At 60.8% G+C, this 18,299-nt stretch carries 20 protein-coding genes, 1 other RNA gene and 1 pseudogene; all 22 read right to left on the bottom strand.

All coding sequences use genetic code 11. From position 1 onward, the window contains the following. Nucleotides 1-76: 76 nt before the first annotated feature. Entirely contained in the window at nucleotides 77-538 is a 462-nt protein-coding gene (locus tag VIH17_01260) for a YbhB/YbcL family Raf kinase inhibitor-like protein (GenBank protein HEY4681861.1), read from the bottom strand. Nucleotides 539-764: 226 nt separating this feature from the next. Beyond that, complete coding sequence (locus tag VIH17_01265) at nucleotides 765-1,046, bottom strand: EutN/CcmL family microcompartment protein (protein HEY4681862.1); 282 nt, start codon at nucleotides 1,044-1,046, stop codon at nucleotides 765-767. Nucleotides 1,047-1,106: 60 nt separating this feature from the next. Then, nucleotides 1,107-1,382, bottom strand: a complete 276-nt coding sequence (locus VIH17_01270; protein HEY4681863.1) for a EutN/CcmL family microcompartment protein — start codon at nucleotides 1,380-1,382, stop codon at nucleotides 1,107-1,109. A 34-nt stretch (nucleotides 1,383-1,416) separates the two neighbouring features. Next, a complete protein-coding gene (locus VIH17_01275; GenBank protein ID HEY4681864.1) occupies nucleotides 1,417-1,617 on the bottom strand; it encodes a type II toxin-antitoxin system HicB family antitoxin in 201 nt (66 codons plus the stop codon). Nucleotides 1,618-1,779: 162 nt separating this feature from the next. Continuing rightward, on the bottom strand, nucleotides 1,780-2,085 hold the full coding sequence (locus VIH17_01280; GenBank protein HEY4681865.1) for a EutN/CcmL family microcompartment protein: 306 nt from the start codon (nucleotides 2,083-2,085) through the stop codon (nucleotides 1,780-1,782). Nucleotides 2,086-2,235: 150 nt separating this feature from the next. Next, on the bottom strand, nucleotides 2,236-2,532 hold the full coding sequence (gene eutM / locus VIH17_01285) for an ethanolamine utilization microcompartment protein EutM (protein HEY4681866.1): 297 nt from the start codon (nucleotides 2,530-2,532) through the stop codon (nucleotides 2,236-2,238). A 74-nt stretch (nucleotides 2,533-2,606) separates the two neighbouring features. Then, nucleotides 2,607-3,536, bottom strand: a complete 930-nt coding sequence (locus VIH17_01290) for a class II aldolase/adducin family protein (GenBank protein HEY4681867.1) — start codon at nucleotides 3,534-3,536, stop codon at nucleotides 2,607-2,609. Nucleotides 3,537-3,821: 285 nt separating this feature from the next. Next, the gene (locus VIH17_01295; GenBank protein HEY4681868.1) at nucleotides 3,822-5,087 is read right to left on the bottom strand and encodes a Glu/Leu/Phe/Val dehydrogenase; all 1,266 of its coding nucleotides are present in this window, start codon (nucleotides 5,085-5,087) and stop codon (nucleotides 3,822-3,824) included. A 141-nt stretch (nucleotides 5,088-5,228) separates the two neighbouring features. Then, on the bottom strand, nucleotides 5,229-6,260 hold the full coding sequence (locus VIH17_01300) for a hypothetical protein (protein ID HEY4681869.1): 1,032 nt from the start codon (nucleotides 6,258-6,260) through the stop codon (nucleotides 5,229-5,231). 170 nt (nucleotides 6,261-6,430) lie between these two features. Beyond that, nucleotides 6,431-7,213, bottom strand: coding sequence for a TIGR00282 family metallophosphoesterase (locus tag VIH17_01305; protein HEY4681870.1), 783 nt, complete (start codon nucleotides 7,211-7,213; stop codon nucleotides 6,431-6,433). A gap of 73 nt (nucleotides 7,214-7,286) precedes the next feature. Beyond that, nucleotides 7,287-7,488: non-coding RNA, 6S RNA (ssrS, locus tag VIH17_01310), on the bottom strand. Between the two features lie 194 nt (nucleotides 7,489-7,682). Further along, nucleotides 7,683-7,979, bottom strand: a complete 297-nt coding sequence (locus VIH17_01315) for a cell division protein ZapA (protein ID HEY4681871.1) — start codon at nucleotides 7,977-7,979, stop codon at nucleotides 7,683-7,685. 96 nt (nucleotides 7,980-8,075) lie between these two features. Further along, the gene (locus VIH17_01320; protein ID HEY4681872.1) at nucleotides 8,076-8,342 is read right to left on the bottom strand and encodes a hypothetical protein; all 267 of its coding nucleotides are present in this window, start codon (nucleotides 8,340-8,342) and stop codon (nucleotides 8,076-8,078) included. 52 nt (nucleotides 8,343-8,394) lie between these two features. Further along, nucleotides 8,395-10,458, bottom strand: a complete 2,064-nt coding sequence (gene pheT / locus VIH17_01325) for a phenylalanine--tRNA ligase subunit beta (GenBank protein HEY4681873.1) — start codon at nucleotides 10,456-10,458, stop codon at nucleotides 8,395-8,397. A 118-nt stretch (nucleotides 10,459-10,576) separates the two neighbouring features. Continuing rightward, complete coding sequence (gene pheS, locus VIH17_01330; protein ID HEY4681874.1) at nucleotides 10,577-11,689, bottom strand: phenylalanine--tRNA ligase subunit alpha; 1,113 nt, start codon at nucleotides 11,687-11,689, stop codon at nucleotides 10,577-10,579. A gap of 328 nt (nucleotides 11,690-12,017) precedes the next feature. After that, on the bottom strand, nucleotides 12,018-12,404 hold the full coding sequence (rplT, locus tag VIH17_01335) for a 50S ribosomal protein L20 (GenBank protein HEY4681875.1): 387 nt from the start codon (nucleotides 12,402-12,404) through the stop codon (nucleotides 12,018-12,020). 19 nt (nucleotides 12,405-12,423) lie between these two features. Then, a complete protein-coding gene (gene rpmI, locus VIH17_01340) occupies nucleotides 12,424-12,636 on the bottom strand; it encodes a 50S ribosomal protein L35 (GenBank protein HEY4681876.1) in 213 nt (70 codons plus the stop codon). Continuing rightward, on the bottom strand, nucleotides 12,623-13,267 hold the full coding sequence (gene infC, locus VIH17_01345) for a translation initiation factor IF-3 (GenBank protein HEY4681877.1): 645 nt from the start codon (nucleotides 13,265-13,267) through the stop codon (nucleotides 12,623-12,625). The genes rpmI and infC overlap by 14 nt, the downstream gene beginning before the upstream one ends. 232 nt (nucleotides 13,268-13,499) lie before the next feature. Beyond that, the gene (gene thrS / locus VIH17_01350) at nucleotides 13,500-15,455 is read right to left on the bottom strand and encodes a threonine--tRNA ligase (GenBank protein ID HEY4681878.1); all 1,956 of its coding nucleotides are present in this window, start codon (nucleotides 15,453-15,455) and stop codon (nucleotides 13,500-13,502) included. 187 nt (nucleotides 15,456-15,642) lie between these two features. Next, nucleotides 15,643-16,086, bottom strand: a pseudogene (locus VIH17_01355) (redoxin domain-containing protein). Between the two features lie 247 nt (nucleotides 16,087-16,333). Next, nucleotides 16,334-17,320, bottom strand: a complete 987-nt coding sequence (locus VIH17_01360) for an aldo/keto reductase (GenBank protein HEY4681879.1) — start codon at nucleotides 17,318-17,320, stop codon at nucleotides 16,334-16,336. Between the two features lie 188 nt (nucleotides 17,321-17,508). Further along, nucleotides 17,509-18,069: a LemA family protein gene (locus VIH17_01365; protein HEY4681880.1), complete on the bottom strand. Its 561-nt coding sequence runs from the start codon at nucleotides 18,067-18,069 to the stop codon at nucleotides 17,509-17,511. Nucleotides 18,070-18,299: the final 230 nt, after the last annotated feature.

Consider the following 18,299-nt stretch of genomic DNA (forward strand, 5'->3'; position numbering starts at 1 on the left):
CAATCGGACAATCGGATTATCCGACAAAGGGCAGGGGCTGTCAAGTTCTTGAGTCCGCCTACGAGAGCGGCCATGGCTACCGCTGGTAGCGGCCCATCAATTCGGCTTGGGCAAGGATGTGCCCTTTCATGGCCTTTTCCAATTCGGCCTTGGTCGCGCCCGGCTTGAGGTTGGTTTTGGAATCGAGCGCGTAGAGTTTGAAAAAGTAACGATGCGCGGGCCCCGATGGGGGACAGGGACCGCCGTAGCCAATCTTGCGGAAGTCGTTGCGGCCCTGGCGCGCCCTGCTCGGGAGCTCTTCCTGCTTGGGGACGCCTTCGGCTAGCTCGCGCGTGTTGGCGGGCAAGTCGTAGAGCACCCAGTGGACCCAGGTGCCGACCGGGGCGTCGGGGTCGTCCATGATCAGGGCAAAGCTATGCGTGCCGGCCGGTGGGTCCGCCCACGCGAGGGCGGGCGAAACATCGGGCCCATCGCAAGTGAACTTCTCCGGTATAGTAGCGCCGGGTTGGAAGGCGGTGCTTGTCAGTTTCAGTGCCATCGCAGGTCCTCCTTCATGCTGAGCGCGGTCGAACCATTCATGGTGAGCGAAGTCAAACCATTTCGATTTGCCGCCAGTGTGGCCTTCAGCAAAGGTCAACGCCGGGAAGAGAAGAACCAAACAGAGTCGAAAAAGAAAGGTCCAAGCCATTGGCTGCTCTCTCGTGCCAGTGAGATTATGGTAGGCGCGGATCGAAACAAGTTGCAAGCCGCTGGAGACGGCGGCGCTACTTCACATTTTCGATGAGATCGACGGTATCCACGATGCCGACAATCGCCATGTCAATGGGGGAGTTGGGCCGCTCGACGGCGGTCATGGCTGACCAGCCTTCGGTGGTGACCAGAACTTTTTCGCCGATCCCGGCTTGCACCGCATCGAGGGCGAGGATGGCCTCGCCGCGATCGCTTCCGTCGAGATTGAGCGGCTGGACAACCAGAATCTTCTGGCCCTCGTGCGAGGGTGATTTCTGGGTGGCTACCACGTCGCCGATGACTCGGCCAATTAGCATGTCTGAAGAAGCGAAATGCGAAACTCGAAAAGCGAAACTCGCTCTTCCAACCTCAAGCCTCTAGCTTCCAACCTCCGGTATCTGGACCGTGTCCACGATGCCTACAATCGTCGCTTCCGTCGGCACTTCTTCCGGCCAGGCATAGGTCGCCTCGCGCCCGCGACACCAATAGACCAGCTCACCCGCGCCGGCGCCGACTGCATCCAGGGCAATCACCGGCTTGCCGCGGTCTTTGCCGTCTTTCCCCACCGGCTGCACCACAAGAATCTTCTTCCCCTCAAGCGAGGCGTTCTTCATCGTGCAGACCACGTTGCCGATTACGCGACCAAGCATCATGATCGAAACTCGAAAACCGTAAAAACTCCCGCCTCTAGAGAGGGGTGGCGCAATCGCTCGGCAAGGGCAAATTGTGCTTCTTGAGGCTGGCCATGTAGCCCTCAATGGCATCGCGGATATTAGCCAGAGCCTCTTCGCGAGTTTCTCCTTGCGAGTGGCAACCCGGAAGGCTCGGGCAGCTCACCACAAATCCCCCTGCCTCCAGGTCGGGCTCTAGGATGACCCGGTACTTCAATTTATCACTCTCCGTTGGCGAGTTGCGCGAACCGAAGAAACCACGCCTCTAAAGCGGCTGGCTGGACTCTGCGTTTTCAGTGTCTCTACAGTAAATCTTGTGCCTTTCGCTTCTCACTGATTTCCTTTTCGTCGTGTACTTCCTTTGCTTCCTCTGCTTCCTTTACTTCTTCCTTGCGGCTGCCAGTTCGGCTTCGTGCTGCGCGTCGAGCTGGACGGTATCCACGATGCCGACAATCGCCGCATCCACCGGCCGGTCTTTGCATTCGGCGGCCATGCGCGCTGAACTGCCCTGCACGATCAGCACCGTCTCGCGAAAGCCCGCGTCCACCGTATCCACCGCGACGAGGTATCCGGCCTCATCCGCGCCCTCCGGCGAGATGGGCTTCACGACCAGCAGCTTCTTCCCCTCAAGCCGCGGGTCTTTCCGCGTCGCGACGACGGTGCCGACGATGCGTGCTAAAAGCATGATGGAAAATCGAAAAGCGAAATTCGAAACTCGTGCCCTGCTTGAAATTCGTCCCTTGCTCGCCTTACCCGGAGTGAGGCGGCGAAGCAACTGCCGAGCGACAGCCGGAAGACTGTGGCCACGCGCTGTATCGTCCGATTGGCCCGGGCGCTACTTCGCTGCTGCCAGCGCCGACTTGCCGATCGGCAGCACATCTTCGAGCGACCCGTGCGGCCGCGGGATGACGTGCACGGCAATCAGCTCGCCCACTCGCCGAGCGGCAGCCGCGCCGGCATCGGTGGCGGCCTTCACCGCCGCCACGTCGCCGCGCACGAGCGCGGTCACATAGCCCGAACCGATCTTCTCCCAGCCGACCAGCGTGACCTTGGCTGCCTTGACCATGGCGTCGGAGGCTTCAATCATCGCCACCAGCCCGCGGGTTTCGATCATTCCTAGTGCTTCACCCATTCTGATCCTCCCGTCCTATCGCTGCCTGCACCTTGCATCCCCAGGGTTCGCCTCCTCCCGAAACTTCGGGAGGATTAGCGGCGATGCAGCTCGCGCATCGCCTCGTCAATCAACCGTTCCAGCTCTTGCGGGGTAAGAGAAAACCTGGCACCTTCGCCGCCGGCCGGTAGGCCGCAGGCGCAGCCCGCGCCGTGCTGGTGCATGGCCCCGCCATAGCTTTCCTCGCGCCTCGCCGCCGGAACAGGTCGTCCCGAAGCTTCGGGAGCGGGTTCTTCACGGCGGGCTTCAGCCGTCACCGGGCACTCGGCACTGATCGGCGCCGCCGTCTCAATTCCGTACCGGCGCCGCGCTTCGAGCAATTTTTCCACATCTGTGCTGGAAAGCAACACCTCTCTTCCCAAAAGTTCGGTCACGAGCGAAACCCGGGCGAAGTGCTCCACCGTCTCCATGCGGAAATAGGCCATCCGCAAATCTTCGCCGTACGTTACCACGCCATGATTGGCCATCAAGATGGCATCGTAGCGGGCCACCAGCGGTTCGAGCGCCCGCGTCAGTTCGGGCGTGCCGGGAGTGCCGTACTGCGCCACCGGAATGCACCCCAGCGCCAGCACCACCTCCGAGATGAGCGCCTTGCTGAGGGGAAGATTGGCGGCAGCGTACCCGGTTGCCACCGGCGGATGCGCATGGCAGATCGCATTCACATCGGGGCGGCGTTTGTAAATCAGCAGGTGCATGGCGATTTCCGACGAAGCTGCCTTGCGGCCGGAGATCTTCTTGCCCTGGTAGTCCACAATGGCCAGGTCGTCCGGTTCCATCATGCCCTTGGAAGCAGCGGTGGGACTGGTGAGGATGCGCTGGTTATCGAGACGCACCGTGATGTTGCCGTCGGTCGCGGCCACGTAGCCGCGCTGGTGAATCCACCGCCCGACGTTGCAGATATCGGCCCGGTGCTCGTCGTCACTCTTCAAGCCGCCGGGAGTGATCGTGTCAGACCGGGTGGTCATCTGCTCCCATCGGTCAGTGGCTTTTTCCTACATTTGTAGTGTAAACGCTGGCCGTAAGCCACCGCAAAAAGACGCCTTATCGTAGCGAACCGCTTCGCGGTTGTAAATGAAAAACCCTAGGCGGCTTTACCACGGCCCGGGCGGGGGATGAATGTCGGGCGGGGCGGGTCAACGTCAGGGTCGGCCGGGAGGGGCGAATGGTTCGGCTGGGAGGCTGGCACCGCCGCGGCGGGCCTTCCGGCGAACGGCATCGAGCGGCCCTTGGCCGACCACGGAGAGGGAGCTTCAGGCGTAGATTCCGCGCAGCTTGAGGGCAAAGGCCACTCGATCGATGGCCAGCATGTAGGCCGCGATGCGGTTAGTTACCTTGTGGATTTCGGCGTAGCGCACGACGTCATCGAAGCTGTGGACCATGATCTCTTCCAGCCGGTGATTGACGAGCTGCTCATTCCAGAAATAGCCCTGGCGGTCCTGCACCCACTCGAAGTAGCTCACCGTTACCCCGCCGGCGTTGGCGAGGATATCGGGGATGAGGAAGACGCCCTTTCGCTCGAGGATGTCGTCGGCGGGCGCGGTGGTGGGGCCATTGGCTGCCTCACAGAGGATCTTCGCTTGGACGCGGTTGGCATTCTTGGAAGTAATCTGATTTTCGACGGCTGCGGGCATCAGGACATCGCAGTCGAGGAAGAGGATCTCGCTGCGATCCACCGGCTGGCCCTCTTTGAAGTCTTTGACGAATCGTCCATGGGAGGTCAGGTCGAGGAGTTTGGGCACGTCCAGACCTTTTTCATGATAGATGCCGCCGCTGACGTCGGCGATGCCGACGATCTTGTAGCCGGCCTCGTGCATCAGCTTGGCGGCCATCGAGCCGACGTTGCCAAAGCCCTGAATGATCACGCGGGTTTCCGGCCGTTTGCGCTTGAATTTCTCCAGTGCCTTGTCGCAGACGATCATGCAACCGCGCCCGGTCGCTTCATGGCGGCCGCGCGAGCCGCCGAGGTCGAGTGGCTTGCCCGTTACCACCGCGGTAACGGTATGGCGCACATGCATCGAGTAAGTATCCATCACCCAGGCCATGGTCTGCTCGTTGGTGCCCAGGTCGGGGGCGGGGACGTCCCGCTCCGGGCCCAGGTAGTCGAGCAATTCGGCGGTGTAACGCCGGGTGATGCGTTCGAGCTCTCCGGTGGACAGCTTGGCCGGGTCGCAGATAACGCCGCCTTTGGCGCCGCCAAAAGGGATGTTGACCACCGCGCATTTCCAGGTCATCCAGCTTGCCAGCGCTCGCACTTCGTCGAGCGTAACGTCCGGGGCGTAGCGGATGCCGCCCTTCCCCGGCCCGCGGACGACCGAATGTTGCACCCGATAACCGATAAAGATTTGAAGCTCACCCTTATCCATCGCCACCGGAATGTAGAGGGTAATCTCCTTGTTGGGGTGGCGCAGGACGCGCACCAGCCCTTCGTCGAGACCGAGCTTGGCGGCAGCCACGTCGAAGCGCGCCGCCATGGCCTCATACATTTGGAATTCTCTTTCGGGCGGCACAGCAACCATGAATCCTCCTGATGCCAGAAGTTGAAGAATTTTGAACTTGCGGTCTCCCCTGCCGAACCATCGGGATTCGGGCTTGCCCGCATTCGGGATGTGCGCGGACGGAAATGCAGCGCAGAAGTATAGGAGATGCGCCCCGTGCCTTCAAGGGGCGGCCTTGGCAGGTGTTGAACCGCCGGGAAGCGGAAACAGGAAGACGCCTCGTCCGGCTGAGACGACGATCACTCGATCTGGCTCGATGAGCAGATCATCAATCTTGATGGGTGCGCCCCCGGGATCGACCGCCTGCCATTCGCCCAAACTGCGTCCTTCGCGGTCAACGTGCAAGAGCGACGAGCCGGCGCCGACCCACAGCTCCTCGGTTTGGGGGTTCACGGCGAGAGCGGTCAGCACGTCGCGCGCGGTCATGGCTGCCGCTCGCTGGATGGCGCGTTCGGTCTTGGTGACGCGGGGAGGCGGCTCGCCGGGGCGAGCCGGAAAGAGTTCTTTCGGCGGTGGGGGTTGGGGTCGAGGCAGACTCTGCCCCACAAGCTCGAATTCCGCTACCAGATGACCCAGGGGCGAGTATTTGTGGATGGTCGGCCTTGGCAGGTGGCGAAAGAGATAGTAGATGTGCCCGGCTCGGTCTCGCCTTATAAGACCAATGTTGAAAGTCCTTTGCACGTCGGCCCGGCCGGCAAACTCCTGAAGCGCGCCAAATTCGCCGATGACCTTGCCGGCCGAATCCACTCTGGAGACGAGAACCCGCGCCTGGGCGCTCGACACGAAGAGCTCTCCCTCAGCCGTCGCCGCCACCGAGATGGGTTGAGGAAAGGGAATCGCCTGCTGCAGTTCACCGGAAGGAGAAAGAATTTTGACGGCCTGGGCGCCACGGTCAGCAACATAAATCTTTCCGTCATCGCCGACCGTGAAGTCCTCGGCAAAGCTCAAAGTGTCTTGACCCCTTTGGGGAACGTACTTGCCCAGCCATTTCAGGTTCCCGTCAAAGACGAAAAGGGTTGCCGGGCGCGATTGCAGGACCAGGTAGCGCCCGGCTGCGTCCCTCCGCACCGCGCTCACCCGGGATCCCGCTTCGAGAAAGATCGGTTGTGTAGCTTTCCAGTCGGCGAGCTGTGCCGGTGCCAGCGAAGATAGGAAAGCCAGGAGAATTGAAACCAGCCCCATCACGCGTCGCATCGGTACCTTTGGATATTACAATGTGTCTCGGCGGTGGCGTCAACGGCTCGCCCCGGCGACGGTTTCAAGATGCTCTGACCATTAAATAGATCGAAATGCGAAACTCGAAAATCGGCCAATTGCATGCTTTCAGTACCGATTTTCGAATTTCGGTCTTTACGTCGGTCAGGCTAGTCGATGCGATAGCATAGTCGGGCGACGGAGAGGGCCCGGCCGGTAGCCGGGTTGGCCTCGACCAGCAAGGCGTTCATCCGGACGTCACCCTCGGCCGGGTCAAAGCGCACCGGGAGCTGCGTTCGTAGCCGCTGTAACACGCCTTCTTTGCGCATGCCAATGATCGAATCGTGGGGACCGGTCATGCCGACATCGGTTTGATAGGCGGTGCCTTGGGGCAGGATGCGTTCATCGGCGGTGGCGACGTGGGTGTGCGTTCCGATGACCACGGTTGCCTTGCCGTCCAGATACCAACCCATCGCTTGCTTCTCGCTGGTGGCCTCGCCGTGCATGTCCACGACGATGATTTTGGTGGAAGCGGGAATGCGCGCCAGTTCCCGATCGGCCGCTTCAAAGGGGCAATCGATGGTCGGCATAAATACGCGGCCTTGCAGGTTGAGCACGGCAACATCGGTGCCCGCTTTCGTCTGGCCCTGATAAAGGCCGACGCCGGGGGCAAGCGAGGGGTAGTTGGCGGGACGAAGCAGCCGCGGCTGATGAGCCATGTAGTCGAGGATCTCTTTGCGGTCCCAGATGTGGTTGCCCGAGGTGAGCACGTCAATGCCGCAGGCGAGCAGCTCTTCCACCAGCCGCGGAGTGATGCCGAAGCCCGAGGCGGCGTTTTCGCAGTTGGCAATCACCAACTCGATGGCTTGCTGCCCCAGAATATCCGGCAGGCGATCCTTGACGATCTGTCGCCCGGCGGAACCACAAATGTCGCCGATGAAGAGAATCTTCAACCGAGTGACCGGGAATCGGCAACCGGCGATCCGTGGCCGCCGATCTTGGGATGCCCGACGATTAAAAAGAAAGGAGCCAGCCGCGGCCGCCGTGAGGCACTAGATCCTGAACCCGTTGGATACGGGGGGCACCCAGCGCCCGCCTTCAGGCTTCCCCCGCCGAGCCCGTAGTCGGGCGAAGCGCGGGCATGCTCACCGGCGGGACGACCGGGCACCCTTAGGATCAGTGTTGGCTCAGCGAATCGTCGTGCCAGGCACGCACGTCGCAGCCAGACTCCAGACTTTCATTCTATTCCTTGGGCGGCCACGGTCAATAGCCGATTCGTACTGGCTTTGGAAGCTGGCAGGCCCCGATAAAACGGGGCAAGCAAGAACACCGGAGCGGACATTGGACACCGGGGAATGCTGGCGGATGCCGGATGCCGGGCGAAAAATTTCGCCGGCTAACGGACCACGGGCGCGCGACGCTTCAAGCCGTTTGCTTGAGCGCGGAATCAATCAACTCCAGGCAGCGAACTGCGCGACGGCGCAGCTCTTCATTGGTTTCGCCGGGACGGCCACGCTGGGAATGGAGCTCGTCGGCAATGTGCAGCGCCGCCAGTACGGCCAGGCGAAGCGAATCAATGGTGCGGGTGGCTTCGGAAATTTCGCGCATCCTCGCGTCCACGTAAGCCGCCAGTTCGCGAACGTACTCCTCGTCTTCAATGCCCCGAAGGTTGTAGGTCTGGTCGTAGATCTCTACGCGAATACTCTTTGGTTCCGGCATGGCGAGAACCTCGCAAACCGGGAGCCATTATGAGCAGGCCTGATGTTCCAGGCAATGGGATTCGCTAGCCGCATCCGGCGACCGGTGCCCGGACTCTTATTGTGACCGGCTCAGGGCATCCATTTGCCCGATTAATTTTTCAACGCGGGCGCGGACTTCTTCCCGCTCCCGTCGGAGAAGGGTGAGTTCCCGTTCGAGGTGTTGAATTTCTTCCAGGCGCTGGCGAAGCTCCCCGCGCAGCCGTTCCATTTCTTCTCCGGCGCCGCGGCGAGCCGCTTCTGCTTTTTTCCACCGCTCAACCAGCTCGATGATCTTCGTTTCGAGCTGGCCGAACTCGTCCCGTTTTTCCTGCGCTTGCGCCATGGAGAACACCGCGGAAGGCCGAAGCCTTCCTCAGCCGATGCAGTGAAAAAAATTAATGGCGAATCTTTGCTTCGAGCGCGGCCTCAAGCGCCTGGACAACCCGCTCACAGTATTCGTTGATCCGGTCTTCCGTCAGGGTCGCCTCGGCCGACTGAAACGTAAGCCGGAGCAACAGGCTAAAGTGGCCCTCCGGCACTTGCCTGCCACGAAAAATGTCCACCGGCTCGATCCCCGCCAATTCGCTGATGCCCAACCGGCGCACCCCCTCCGCCACCGCGCCAAAGCTTGTGCCCTCGCGCAAAATCAGGGAAAAATCGCGTTCGACTGCCGGAAAACGCGAGAGCGGCTGATAGCGAAGAGCGCGCAGCGGGATACTGTAAAGCGCTTCCAGGTCCAGTTCAGCGAGAAACACCTCCTGCCGCAACTTCGAAGCTTCCGCCACGCGAGGAGCAAGTTGTCCCAGCGCGCCCAGGCGCTGCCCGCCTGCCTCGATTTGCGCCGATCTTCCCGGGTGGAAGAAAGGCGCGTCCCGTACCGGCGCCCAGGCAATCGTCCCCGTCTCAAACCGGCTGAGCACGGACTCGACCGCGCCCTTGAGATCGGCAAATTCGTATGGGCGGGCCGGCTCCTGAACATTTTTTTCGCGGACCTGGCCGGTGGCGCCGAGGCTGAGTACCCAGGTCTCCTTCGGCTGCGCTCCTTCACCGAGATATCGCTTGCCGCTTTCGTATAGGCGGAGGTTTTTCTGGCCGCGGTTCAGGTTCCATGCGAGCGCACGAATCATGCTCGGCAGGCCGGAGGTGCGCAGTTCGGATGCATCCTCAGCGATCGGGTTGGCCAGGAGCACCGGGCGAAGCGCGGAGAAGCGCGCGTTGTCCTCGGTGCTTTCGAGAGGAATCGAGATAATTTCATCGTAGCCGAGCCCGTGAAGGGTTTCGCCGATTCGCTCCTCCTTGGCAGCCTGAGCCAGCCGGGCGGCTGCGACCTTGGCTGGCGGCAGCCGGGAAGGGAACTTTTCGAAACCGTGATGCCGCGCGACCTCTTCCATGAGGTCAATCTCTCGCGTCACGTCGAGCCGCCATGGCGGAAGCGAACATTGCCAGTTGCCCGGTGATATTCTCTTCGGCGCAAAGCCGAGCGCCCCCAGGATGCGCTCGATCGCTTCGTCGGCCACGTCCTGCCCCATTACCCGCAGCAGTTCGCGGCGGGTGAAGTTTACGTTCGGCCTCGGCTTTTTGGCTGGGTAGCAATCCACAGCTCCGGCCAGGAGCTCGCCGCCGGCCAGTTCTTGAATCAGTTGCGCGCAACGCTCGGCCGCCACCCCCGCCCGCTCGACGTCCGCGCCGCGCTCGAACCGCACCGAGGCTTCCGTGCGAAGGCCGAGCGATTTGGCAGTGCGCCGGATCGAAATGGGATCAAACCAGGCCGATTCCAACAAAACGTTTTTGCTGCGGAAAGAGATTTCGGTGGCCTCGCCGCCCATCACCCCGGCCAGCGCCGCAGGAAGGCGCGCATCGGCGATGACCAGATTGTCTCGGGTGAGCGTGCGCTCTTCACCGTCCAGGGTGCGAATTTTTTCGCCCGGCTTTGCCCGCCGGACCACAATACGTTGCTCGGCAAGCGTGTCCATGTCAAAGGCGTGAAGCGGATGGCCGAGCTCGGCGAGCACATAGTTGGTCGCGTCCACCACATTGTTGATGGACTGGAAACCGAATGCCTCGAGGCGCTTCTTGAGCCAGTCGGGCGACGGCGCGACTTTGACGCCGCGGATGACCCGCGCCACGTACCGGCAGCAAAGATCAGGGTCGGCGATTTCCACTCGGGTCACGGACGCGGCGGCCGTGGCGCTCTCTTTCGGCCTGGTGGCAAGCCCCGATCCAATCGCGTCAAGCGGCTTGAGCGGCTTGGAATAGAGCGTGGCAATCTCCCGGGCCAGACCGTAGTGACTGAGGCAATCCGGCCGGTTGGTGGTGAGATCGAGTTCGAGAATGACTTCTCCGGCCTCCTCCGTCACCCCGTCCACGGCAAGTCCCGCCATGGTCAGATCATTCCCGAGTTGCTTCGGCGCAACGGGAATTTCGACAAATTCTCTAAGCCAGGAAAGAAGCGCCTTCATCGGGGAAACTCAGAGATGAAACCACAGATGAACGCTGATGAACACAGATTATTCTTAGCCCGCCTGCGATTTGCGCCTTTCTTCATCAGTGTTTATCTGTGTTCATCTGTGGTTGCAACTATCGAAACTGCCGCAACAATCGCACATCGTTCTGAAAGAACAATTGAATGTCGTTGATGCCGTATTTGAGCATGGCAAAGCGTTCGACGCCGATGCCAAAAGCGAAGCCGTTGAGAGCGGCTCCGTCGTAGTTCACGAAGCCATAGACTGCCGGGTCCACCATGCCGGCGCCGAAGAGCTCGATCCAGCCGGAAAACTTGCAGATGCGGCAGCCTTGGCCCTGGCAGAAGATGCAGGAGCCGTCCACCTCGGCGCTCGGCTCGGTGAAAGGAAAATAGCTCGGGCGGAAGCGCGTCTTGACGGCCGGGCCGAAAAACGATTGCACAAAATATTCAATCGTGCCCTTGAAGTCGCAGAAGGTCAGGCCGGTATCGACCGCCAGGCCCTCGACCTGATGGAACATGAAGGAGTGGGTGGAATCGGGATTATCGTGGCGATAGACCTTCCCCGGGACGATGATGCGCACCGGCGGCGAATGCTTCTCCATCCAGCGCACCTGGACGGGCGAGGTGTGCGTCCGCAGCAGGAAGCTTCCCGGCGCGAGCCCCGGCCAATCGAGATAGAACGTGTCCATCACGTCCCGCGCCGGATGGTGCTCCGGGATGTTGAGCGCCTCAAAGTTGTAGTAAGGCGTCTCCATCTCCGGCCCTTCGGCAACCTGATAGCCCAGCGAGAGAAAGATTTCTTCCATCTCCTCGAGCGTTTGCCGGACGATGTGCTTGACACCGGGCGCTGGCGCAATGCCGGGCAGGGTGATGTCCACGCGCTCGCGCTCCGCCGCCGCCCGCTCGCCGCTACGCTCGATGGCGGCGCGGCGCTCCTCGAGCAGCGCTTCGACGTGCGCCTTGAGCTCGTTCAACGACTGGCCGACCGCCCGCTTCAGTTCCGGCGACGCGGGCTTCAGCCAGTTCTCGGTGATCTTCGTGATCACACCGGACTTCCGCCCGAGCCAGAAGTGGCGCATCGAGCTCCATCCGGCTTCGTCCAAGTCGCGGGCGGCTTGGCCGTCAAACCGCGCGCGCACTTCGGCGAAAAGGGGGGCAACTTGAACGGCACGGGTGATGCCGAGTTGTGCGAGCGTCTGGGCGACGCTGTCGGTTTTAGTCGTCATTGGCTGCTCAAAAAACCAAAGATTACACCAAGGCTCCCGAAAAAGTGTACTGAGCGCACCCGGCGAGAGCGCCGGCCGGGCACGGGTTTGTCCTTCTAAACCCCGACTTCGTCGGGGCGAAGAATCTCACGCTGAGATGCTTCGGTCCGCTCAGCATGACAAACCCCGGAACGTCACCCATAGCGTAGCGCCTTGGTTCTGTCTGCCCGCTGGCCGCGACCGCGCCATGTTACACCACGACCGCGATAAACTTTCAATGGGAATGTGTAAGGAGTGTCGGGCTTCAGCCCGACATGCATATCGGGATGAATCCCGATACTCCTTCGTCTTATGCGGATGCGGGTGTCCCGCCGGGGGCGGGACCGAGTGCCTGCTTGGCGGCGGCAGCAAGCTGGCCAAAGGCGGCGGAATCGGTCGCTGCCAGGTCGGCAAGCACCTTCCGATCCAGTTCCACTCCGGCGGTCTTAAGGCCGTGGATGAACTGGCTGTAGCTCAGGCCTTCGTTGCGGGCGGCCGCGCCAATGCGGGCGATCCAGAGGCGGCGAAAATCGCGCTTGCGGTTGCGCCGGTCGCGATAGCCGAAGCGCAGCGCCCGGTTCACGGCTTCCTTGGCCGAACGATAAAGCTTCGACTTGGTCAGGAAATAGCCTTTGGCAGCCTTGAGAATCTTCTTGCGGCGATACCGCCGCTTGGTTCCACGTTTTACGCGAGGCACAACCTTCTCCTTGACCGCGCTACGATTTAGCCAGATAGGGCAACATCCGCCTGATGCGGCCGACGTCGGAGGGATCCACGATGACGGTGCCGCCGAGTTGGCGCATGCGCTTCGAGGGTTTGCCCGTCAGCAGATGCCGCTTGAAGGCGCGAGCGCGTCGGATTTTGCCCGTGGCGGTGCGGCGAAAACGCTTGGCCGCGCCGCGATGCGTCTTGAGTTTATGCTTCGCCACCTGATCCCCCTTGCCCCCCCGATGCCTTGGGAGCAGCCTGTCCACTCCCACCGGGCGCCGGTTTGCCTGGAGCCTGGCTCGACGGTGGTTGGGCCGCCGCGGCGGGCTTGGCGGGCTGCTGCGGCGGAGCCGAGCCGGAAGTTTTTTTGGGCGCCAGAATCACGCTAAACAGGTTTTGCTCGAGCCGCGGCGGGACTTCCACCATCGCGTGCTGGCTCACCTCTTCGATCAGCCGCTTCAGCTTCCCGCGGCCCATCTCCTGGTGGGCCATTTCCCGGCCGCGGAACACGATGATCGCCCGCACCTTGTCGCCTTCGGATAAGAACCGAATGATATGGTTCTTCTTGAAGTTGTAATCGTGTTCGTCGGTTGCCGGGCGAAACTTCACCTCTTTGATGTGCACCGTCTTCTGGTGCTTGCGCGCCTCGTGCGCTTTTTTGTTCTGCTGATAAAGGAACCGCCCGTAGTCCATGATCTTGCAAACGGGCGGAACGACGGTGGGAGAGATCTCCACCAGGTCGAGGCCCTTTTCCCGGGCGATCTTCAACGCTTCCCAGGGCGGCATGACGCCGAGCTGCTTGCCCTCGTCGTCAATCACCCGCACTTCGCGCACCCGGATGCGCTCATTCACCCTTGTTGAACGGTCAGCTATGTTTGGCCTCCGGTCGAGTCTATCGTCGCCTGATCGTCGGACACAATCGTCATTTGAATAGCACCGTAAAAGGAAAACCCTGGACCAGCGGACGGTCGGCAATTAGAGGTGGCCATTGCCGGGTGCAAACGGCCACCGACAAAACGCAAGTATAACACAGGATTTCGTGAAATCGGGGCAGCCGAAAAGAGGACTGGACAGGCATTCCTCCTCATAAGGTAGGCGCCTTTGTCCGGATAAGTTCTTGGATTTGCTTGACAAATGCGGCCAGGGGTTGCGGCCCCAGGTCGCCTTTCGAGCGGTGGCGGACGGCGACCGTGCCGGCTTCGGCTTCTTTGGCGCCGCAGACCAGCATGTAGGGGATTTTCTGCAACTGGGCGTCGCGGATCTTCGCCTGGAGTTTTTCGTTGCGGTCGTTCAACTCGACGCGCATGCCTTCCGCCTTGAGCTTTGCGGCCACCTGCCTGGCGTAATCGAGATTTTTTTCGCTCACCGGCAGGGCGGCCACCTGGACGGGCGCGAGCCACACCGGAAACGCTCCGGCGTAGTGTTCGATGAGAATCCCAAAGAAGCGCTCGACCGAGCCCCACAGCGCGCGGTGCACCATCAGCGGTTGATGGCGGCCGCCGTCTTCGCCGACGTATTCGAGGGCGAAGCGCGCCGGCAGGTTGAAATCAAACTGCACGGTGGTGAGCTGCCAGGGCCGGCCGATGGCGTCAATCAGCTTGACGTCGATCTTCGGGCCGTAGAAAACGGCTTCGCCCTCCATCTGCTTGAAAGATATCTTCATCCTCTCCAGGGTGTTCACCAGCGCGCCCTCGGCCCGCTGCCAGTCTTCCACCGTCCCAGCGTAACTCTCCGGATGCGCGGGGTCATGGACGGAGAGGTCAACTTCGAAGCGCTCGAAACCGAACGTGCGGAGCGCGGCGAAGGCGAAGTCCACGCAGGCTTCGACTTCGCCTTCGATCTGGTCCGGGGTGCAGAAGATGTGGGCGTCGTCCTGGGTGAAGCCGCGGACGCGGAACAAGCCGTGGAGCACGCCGGAGCGTTCGTAGCGATAGACGGTGCCGAGCTCGGCCAGCCGCATGGGCAGGTCGCGGTAACTGCGCAGCCGCGACTTGTAAATGAGGATGTGCCCGGGGCAGTTCATCGGCTTGAGCTGGTAGTCGGCTTTCTCCACCTCGATCGGGCTGAACATACTCTCCCGGTAGAAATTGGTGTGCCCGCTGGTCTTCCACAGGTCGAGCCGCATCACGTGCGGGGTGAAGACCAACTGGTAGCCGCGTTGCAACAGCTCGTCGCGCAGCCAGTCTTCCATCAACTTGCGGACCAACCCGCCCTTCGGGTGCCAGAAGATCAGCCCCGGCCCGGCTTCTTCCTGGATGCTGAACAGGTCGAGTTCAGGACCCAGTTTGCGATGGTCGCGCTTCTTCGCCTCCTCGAGCTTGCGTAGGTAGTCGTCCAGCTCCGCCTGGGTGTAAAAGGCGGCGCCGTAGATGCGTTGCATCTGGGCGTTGCCCTCTTTGCCTTTCCAGTAGGCGCCGGCCACGCTCAGAAGTTTGAAGGCTTTAATGTGGCCGGTTGAGGGAACGTGCGGGCCGCGGCAGAAATCGTTGAACTTCCCCAAAATGTAGGCGGAGAAAACCGGCTCGGCTTTTTCCTCGACCAGCTCGCATTTGAATTTCTGCCCGAGCTGAGCGTAGATCTTCAGACCTTCTTCCTTCGGAAAAAATTTCCGTTCATAGGGAATGTCAGCCGCGACCAGCTCGCGCATCTTGGATTCAATCTTGGCGAGGTCTTCCTCGGTGAACGGCTGCTCGCGGTAGAAATCGTAAAAGAAACCATTCTCGGTCGGCGGGCCGATGCCCATCTCGACACCCGGATAAAGTTCGAGCACCGCCGCCGCCAGCAGATGGGCGCTCGAATGGCGATAGACCTCGAGGGCTTCAGGGTCGGGCGGCGCCAGGATTTTGAGCGCACAGTCGGCCTCGAGCGGTTGCCGCAGGTCAATGAAGCTGCCGTTCGCCCGCGCTACGATCGCCTCGCGAGCAAGCTCGGCGCTCACCTGGCCGGCGATCTCCCCCGGCGTGATCCCCCGCGGAAACTCACGCACCGTGCCGTCCGGCAGAGTGACACGGACCCTTTCGGGTTTTGCTGAAACGCTCATGGCCGATAAAGTAAAAAAATGATGCTAACGAAATTCCATGCGGGGGTCAACCAAGGTGAGGAAGCAATAGGAGTTCCGTCAGGCGCGCCTCGCCACATGCCAGTCGTTGATAGCCGAAAATCGAAAAACGAAATTCGAAACTCGTTCAGACCTTGCGAATTTCGTTTTTCGAATTTCGATTTTCGCTTTACTTCTTCAGCCGGCTGCAGATCATCATGGCGCCGCTGGGATCAACGGCGCTGTTGCCTTCCTCGATGTGGACAATCTTCCCGGTCTTGTCCAGGACGAAGGTGGCGCGGCGGGCCACACTCCACTCTTCGTTCAAGAGCCCGTATTCCTTGGTGACCTTGCGGGTCATGTCGCTCAAAAGCGGAAAGCGGACGCCGATGTCTTCGGCAAATCGTTGATTGGCAAAGGGGCTATCCACGCTGATCCCGATGACCTGGGAATCGGTGGCTTCAAATTTGGCGATATCAGCCTGATACGCCTTCAGTTCTTTTGTTCACCCCCCGGTGAAGGCAAGAACGTAGAAGGCTAAAACCACGTTCTTCTTAGCGCGGAAGTCGCTCAGCTTGACGGGTTGGTTGTTCTGGTCGCGCAAGGAGAAATCGGGAGCCGCGTCGCCCACCTTCAAATGGGTGGAGGGCGGGGCGGGCTGGCCTAGAGGCTGTTGCGCGACGGCCACGACAGTCGTTCCTGCCAGAGCGAGCATGCTCAGAGTCGTCAATCGGCGCAGCATCGGTAGTTACTCCTTTGGGGTCAATGAGGGAGTTTACTTGCAGTGATTGCCCGAATAAAGAGAAATTTTTCCTGGGGTGCCCCATCCGGCGTTTACCCCGATTCAATCGGGACGAAGCAAAGGGTGGGGGGCTTCTCTTCTAAGCTGCGCTTTGGAGCCGAAAGAGCGGTTTGAGGCCAGCCGAGCGAGTTTTGAGCGTTTCTCGCTCGACGTCCGTGACCGGCTGAAACTTCGCCGCTACCTCCATGGCCAGGCGGAAGAGTCTTTCGTCGCCAGGCGGCACAGCGGCGGTGACCGCTTCCGAGAGGGTGAATCGCAAGGCCAGCGTCGCCTCTTCGGGCACGCCCGCGGGCTGATACCAGCATTTGGGATAGGGTTTCTTCTTGAGTCCCTCCGGCCAGCTTGTCTTCGCCATGGCCTTCAGCGCCAGACACCCCATGCTTTTCGAGCGCGCCCGTTCGAGCACCTGTGGGCCAAAATTCGCCTGGTAGTAAAGCACCCAGTTGAAGGGGAAGAGAAGCGTGTCGAAAGGAAAGCGATCCATGGCTGCCAGGGCGGTTTCAACCGAGTGGGCCGAAAAGCCGATGAAACGGATCTTTCCTGCCTGGCGCGCCTCAAGGAACGTCTCCATCGCGCCCCCGGGGGCAAGCGCCCGATCCAGGTCTTCCATCTTGGTCAGCGCATGGAGCTGATAGAGCTCAAAATAATCGGTGCGCAGCCGCTTGAGCGATTGATCGAGTTCCGCCCTAGCTGCGGCTTTGTCCCGTTTGAGCGTCTTGCCGGCCAGGAAGGCGTTCTTCCGATAGGGCACAAGCGCTGGCCCCAGCCGCTCCTCGGCATTGCCATAGCTGGGGGCGACGTCGAAATAGTTGATGCCGCGGTCGAAGGCTTCCGCCACGATCCGATTGGCAAAGGATTGCTCCGTATCCATCACCAGCACGCCGCCAACGCCGATGATGGATAGCTGCTCGCCGGTTTTGCCCAGCGGGCGCCTGGGGATTGCTCTGCCGGGAGAGGCGGGAGATGAATGCCGGGCGTGGGCGTTCGCGGGCAGAATCCCCGCGCCTCTGGTTGCCGCGAGGCCCGCCGCCACGGCGCTTTTTCGTAAGAACTCTCTTCGCTTCATGCTTCGAGCGTCGGTCCGCAAAGAAGATACTTTTCGCCTCTCTTCTAGCATTCCTGCGACCGAGCGTCAATCGGAACCCGGCCTGTGGCGACGGGGCCGGATTCTAAGAGGAAGAAAATAGAAAAGAGAAAATAGAAATTGGGCGCCCTGTTTTCTGATTTCTCTTTTCTAATTTCTATGCATGGTTGCTAATCGAACTTGACCGTTACGTCGGCGCGCTCTTCGGCGGCGGCCTGGAAGAGCGGCCGGGGTTGGTAGCTGAGCAGGCGAGCGACGAAGAGATCGGGCAATTGGGCGATGCGGATGTTGAAGGTGTTGCTCGAATCGTTGAAGAATTCGCGCCGGTCGGCAACTTGCGTCTCCAGTTCCGAGATGCGACCCTGGAGCTGCATGAAGTTGTTGTTGGCCTTGAGTTCGGGATAATTTTCGGCGACGGCAAAGAGCGTCCGGAGCGCGGCGGAAACCTGGTTGGCCGCGTCAATCTTCTCGCCGGTTGTGGTCGCGCTCATAAAAACGGTGCGAGCAGCGGTGATCTTTTGAAACGTCTCCTGCTCGTACTTCATGTAGCCCTTGCAGGTCTCGATGAGTTTCGGCAGCTCGTCGTGCCGCTGGCGGAGCAGGACATCAATGTTCGACCAAGATTTGTCAATGTCGTTCCTGAGTTGAACCAGGTGGTTGTAAACCGAGACGAAGTACAGCACCAGGCCCACACCGAGGAAGAAGATGATCGCAAGGAAAATCAGTGTCATCGCCGCTCCTTGGCCGCATTCGACCTTTCGCCGACCCGGCGTCAAATCAAACCGGGAATATAGCGCAAGCTTGCCTCGAAAGCCACGCACAAAGCATAGAAAAACCGAAACTCGAAATACGAAAGGCGAAATTCGCCTTCGGCTTTTTTCGAGTTTGAGTGACGTCCGCCGCGGCGGACGAGTTTCGCTTCTTCTCTGCGCTCTCCGTGCCTTGGCGGTAGGTTCTGAAA

This window comes from Candidatus Acidiferrales bacterium (assembly GCA_036514995.1).
Taxonomy (GTDB): domain Bacteria; phylum Acidobacteriota; class Terriglobia; order Acidiferrales; family DATBWB01; genus DATBWB01.

What these genes read in the sequence shown, in the direction of transcription:
- VIH17_01315 (HEY4681871.1), bottom strand. Translation starts at nt 7,979, where the DNA reads ATGCCGGAACCAAAGAGTATTCGCGTAGAGATCTACGACCAGACCTAC.
- VIH17_01295 (HEY4681868.1), bottom strand. Translation starts at nt 5,087, where the DNA reads ATGGTTGCTGTGCCGCCCGAAAGAGAATTCCAAATGTATGAGGCCATG.
- VIH17_01290 (HEY4681867.1), bottom strand. Translation starts at nt 3,536, where the DNA reads ATGACCACCCGGTCTGACACGATCACTCCCGGCGGCTTGAAGAGTGAC.
- pheT (HEY4681873.1), bottom strand. Translation starts at nt 10,458, where the DNA reads ATGAAGGCGCTTCTTTCCTGGCTTAGAGAATTTGTCGAAATTCCCGTT.
- pheS (HEY4681874.1), bottom strand. Translation starts at nt 11,689, where the DNA reads ATGACGACTAAAACCGACAGCGTCGCCCAGACGCTCGCACAACTCGGC.
- VIH17_01270 (HEY4681863.1), bottom strand. Translation starts at nt 1,382, where the DNA reads ATGATGCTTGGTCGCGTAATCGGCAACGTGGTCTGCACGATGAAGAAC.
- VIH17_01320 (HEY4681872.1), bottom strand. Translation starts at nt 8,342, where the DNA reads ATGGCGCAAGCGCAGGAAAAACGGGACGAGTTCGGCCAGCTCGAAACG.
- VIH17_01280 (HEY4681865.1), bottom strand. Translation starts at nt 2,085, where the DNA reads ATGCTTTTAGCACGCATCGTCGGCACCGTCGTCGCGACGCGGAAAGAC.
- VIH17_01300 (HEY4681869.1), bottom strand. Translation starts at nt 6,260, where the DNA reads ATGCGACGCGTGATGGGGCTGGTTTCAATTCTCCTGGCTTTCCTATCT.
- VIH17_01260 (HEY4681861.1), bottom strand. Translation starts at nt 538, where the DNA reads ATGGCACTGAAACTGACAAGCACCGCCTTCCAACCCGGCGCTACTATA.
- thrS (HEY4681878.1), bottom strand. Translation starts at nt 15,455, where the DNA reads ATGAGCGTTTCAGCAAAACCCGAAAGGGTCCGTGTCACTCTGCCGGAC.
- eutM (HEY4681866.1), bottom strand. Translation starts at nt 2,532, where the DNA reads ATGGGTGAAGCACTAGGAATGATCGAAACCCGCGGGCTGGTGGCGATG.
- VIH17_01360 (HEY4681879.1), bottom strand. Translation starts at nt 17,320, where the DNA reads ATGAAGCGAAGAGAGTTCTTACGAAAAAGCGCCGTGGCGGCGGGCCTC.
- VIH17_01265 (HEY4681862.1), bottom strand. Translation starts at nt 1,046, where the DNA reads ATGCTAATTGGCCGAGTCATCGGCGACGTGGTAGCCACCCAGAAATCA.
- VIH17_01365 (HEY4681880.1), bottom strand. Translation starts at nt 18,069, where the DNA reads ATGACACTGATTTTCCTTGCGATCATCTTCTTCCTCGGTGTGGGCCTG.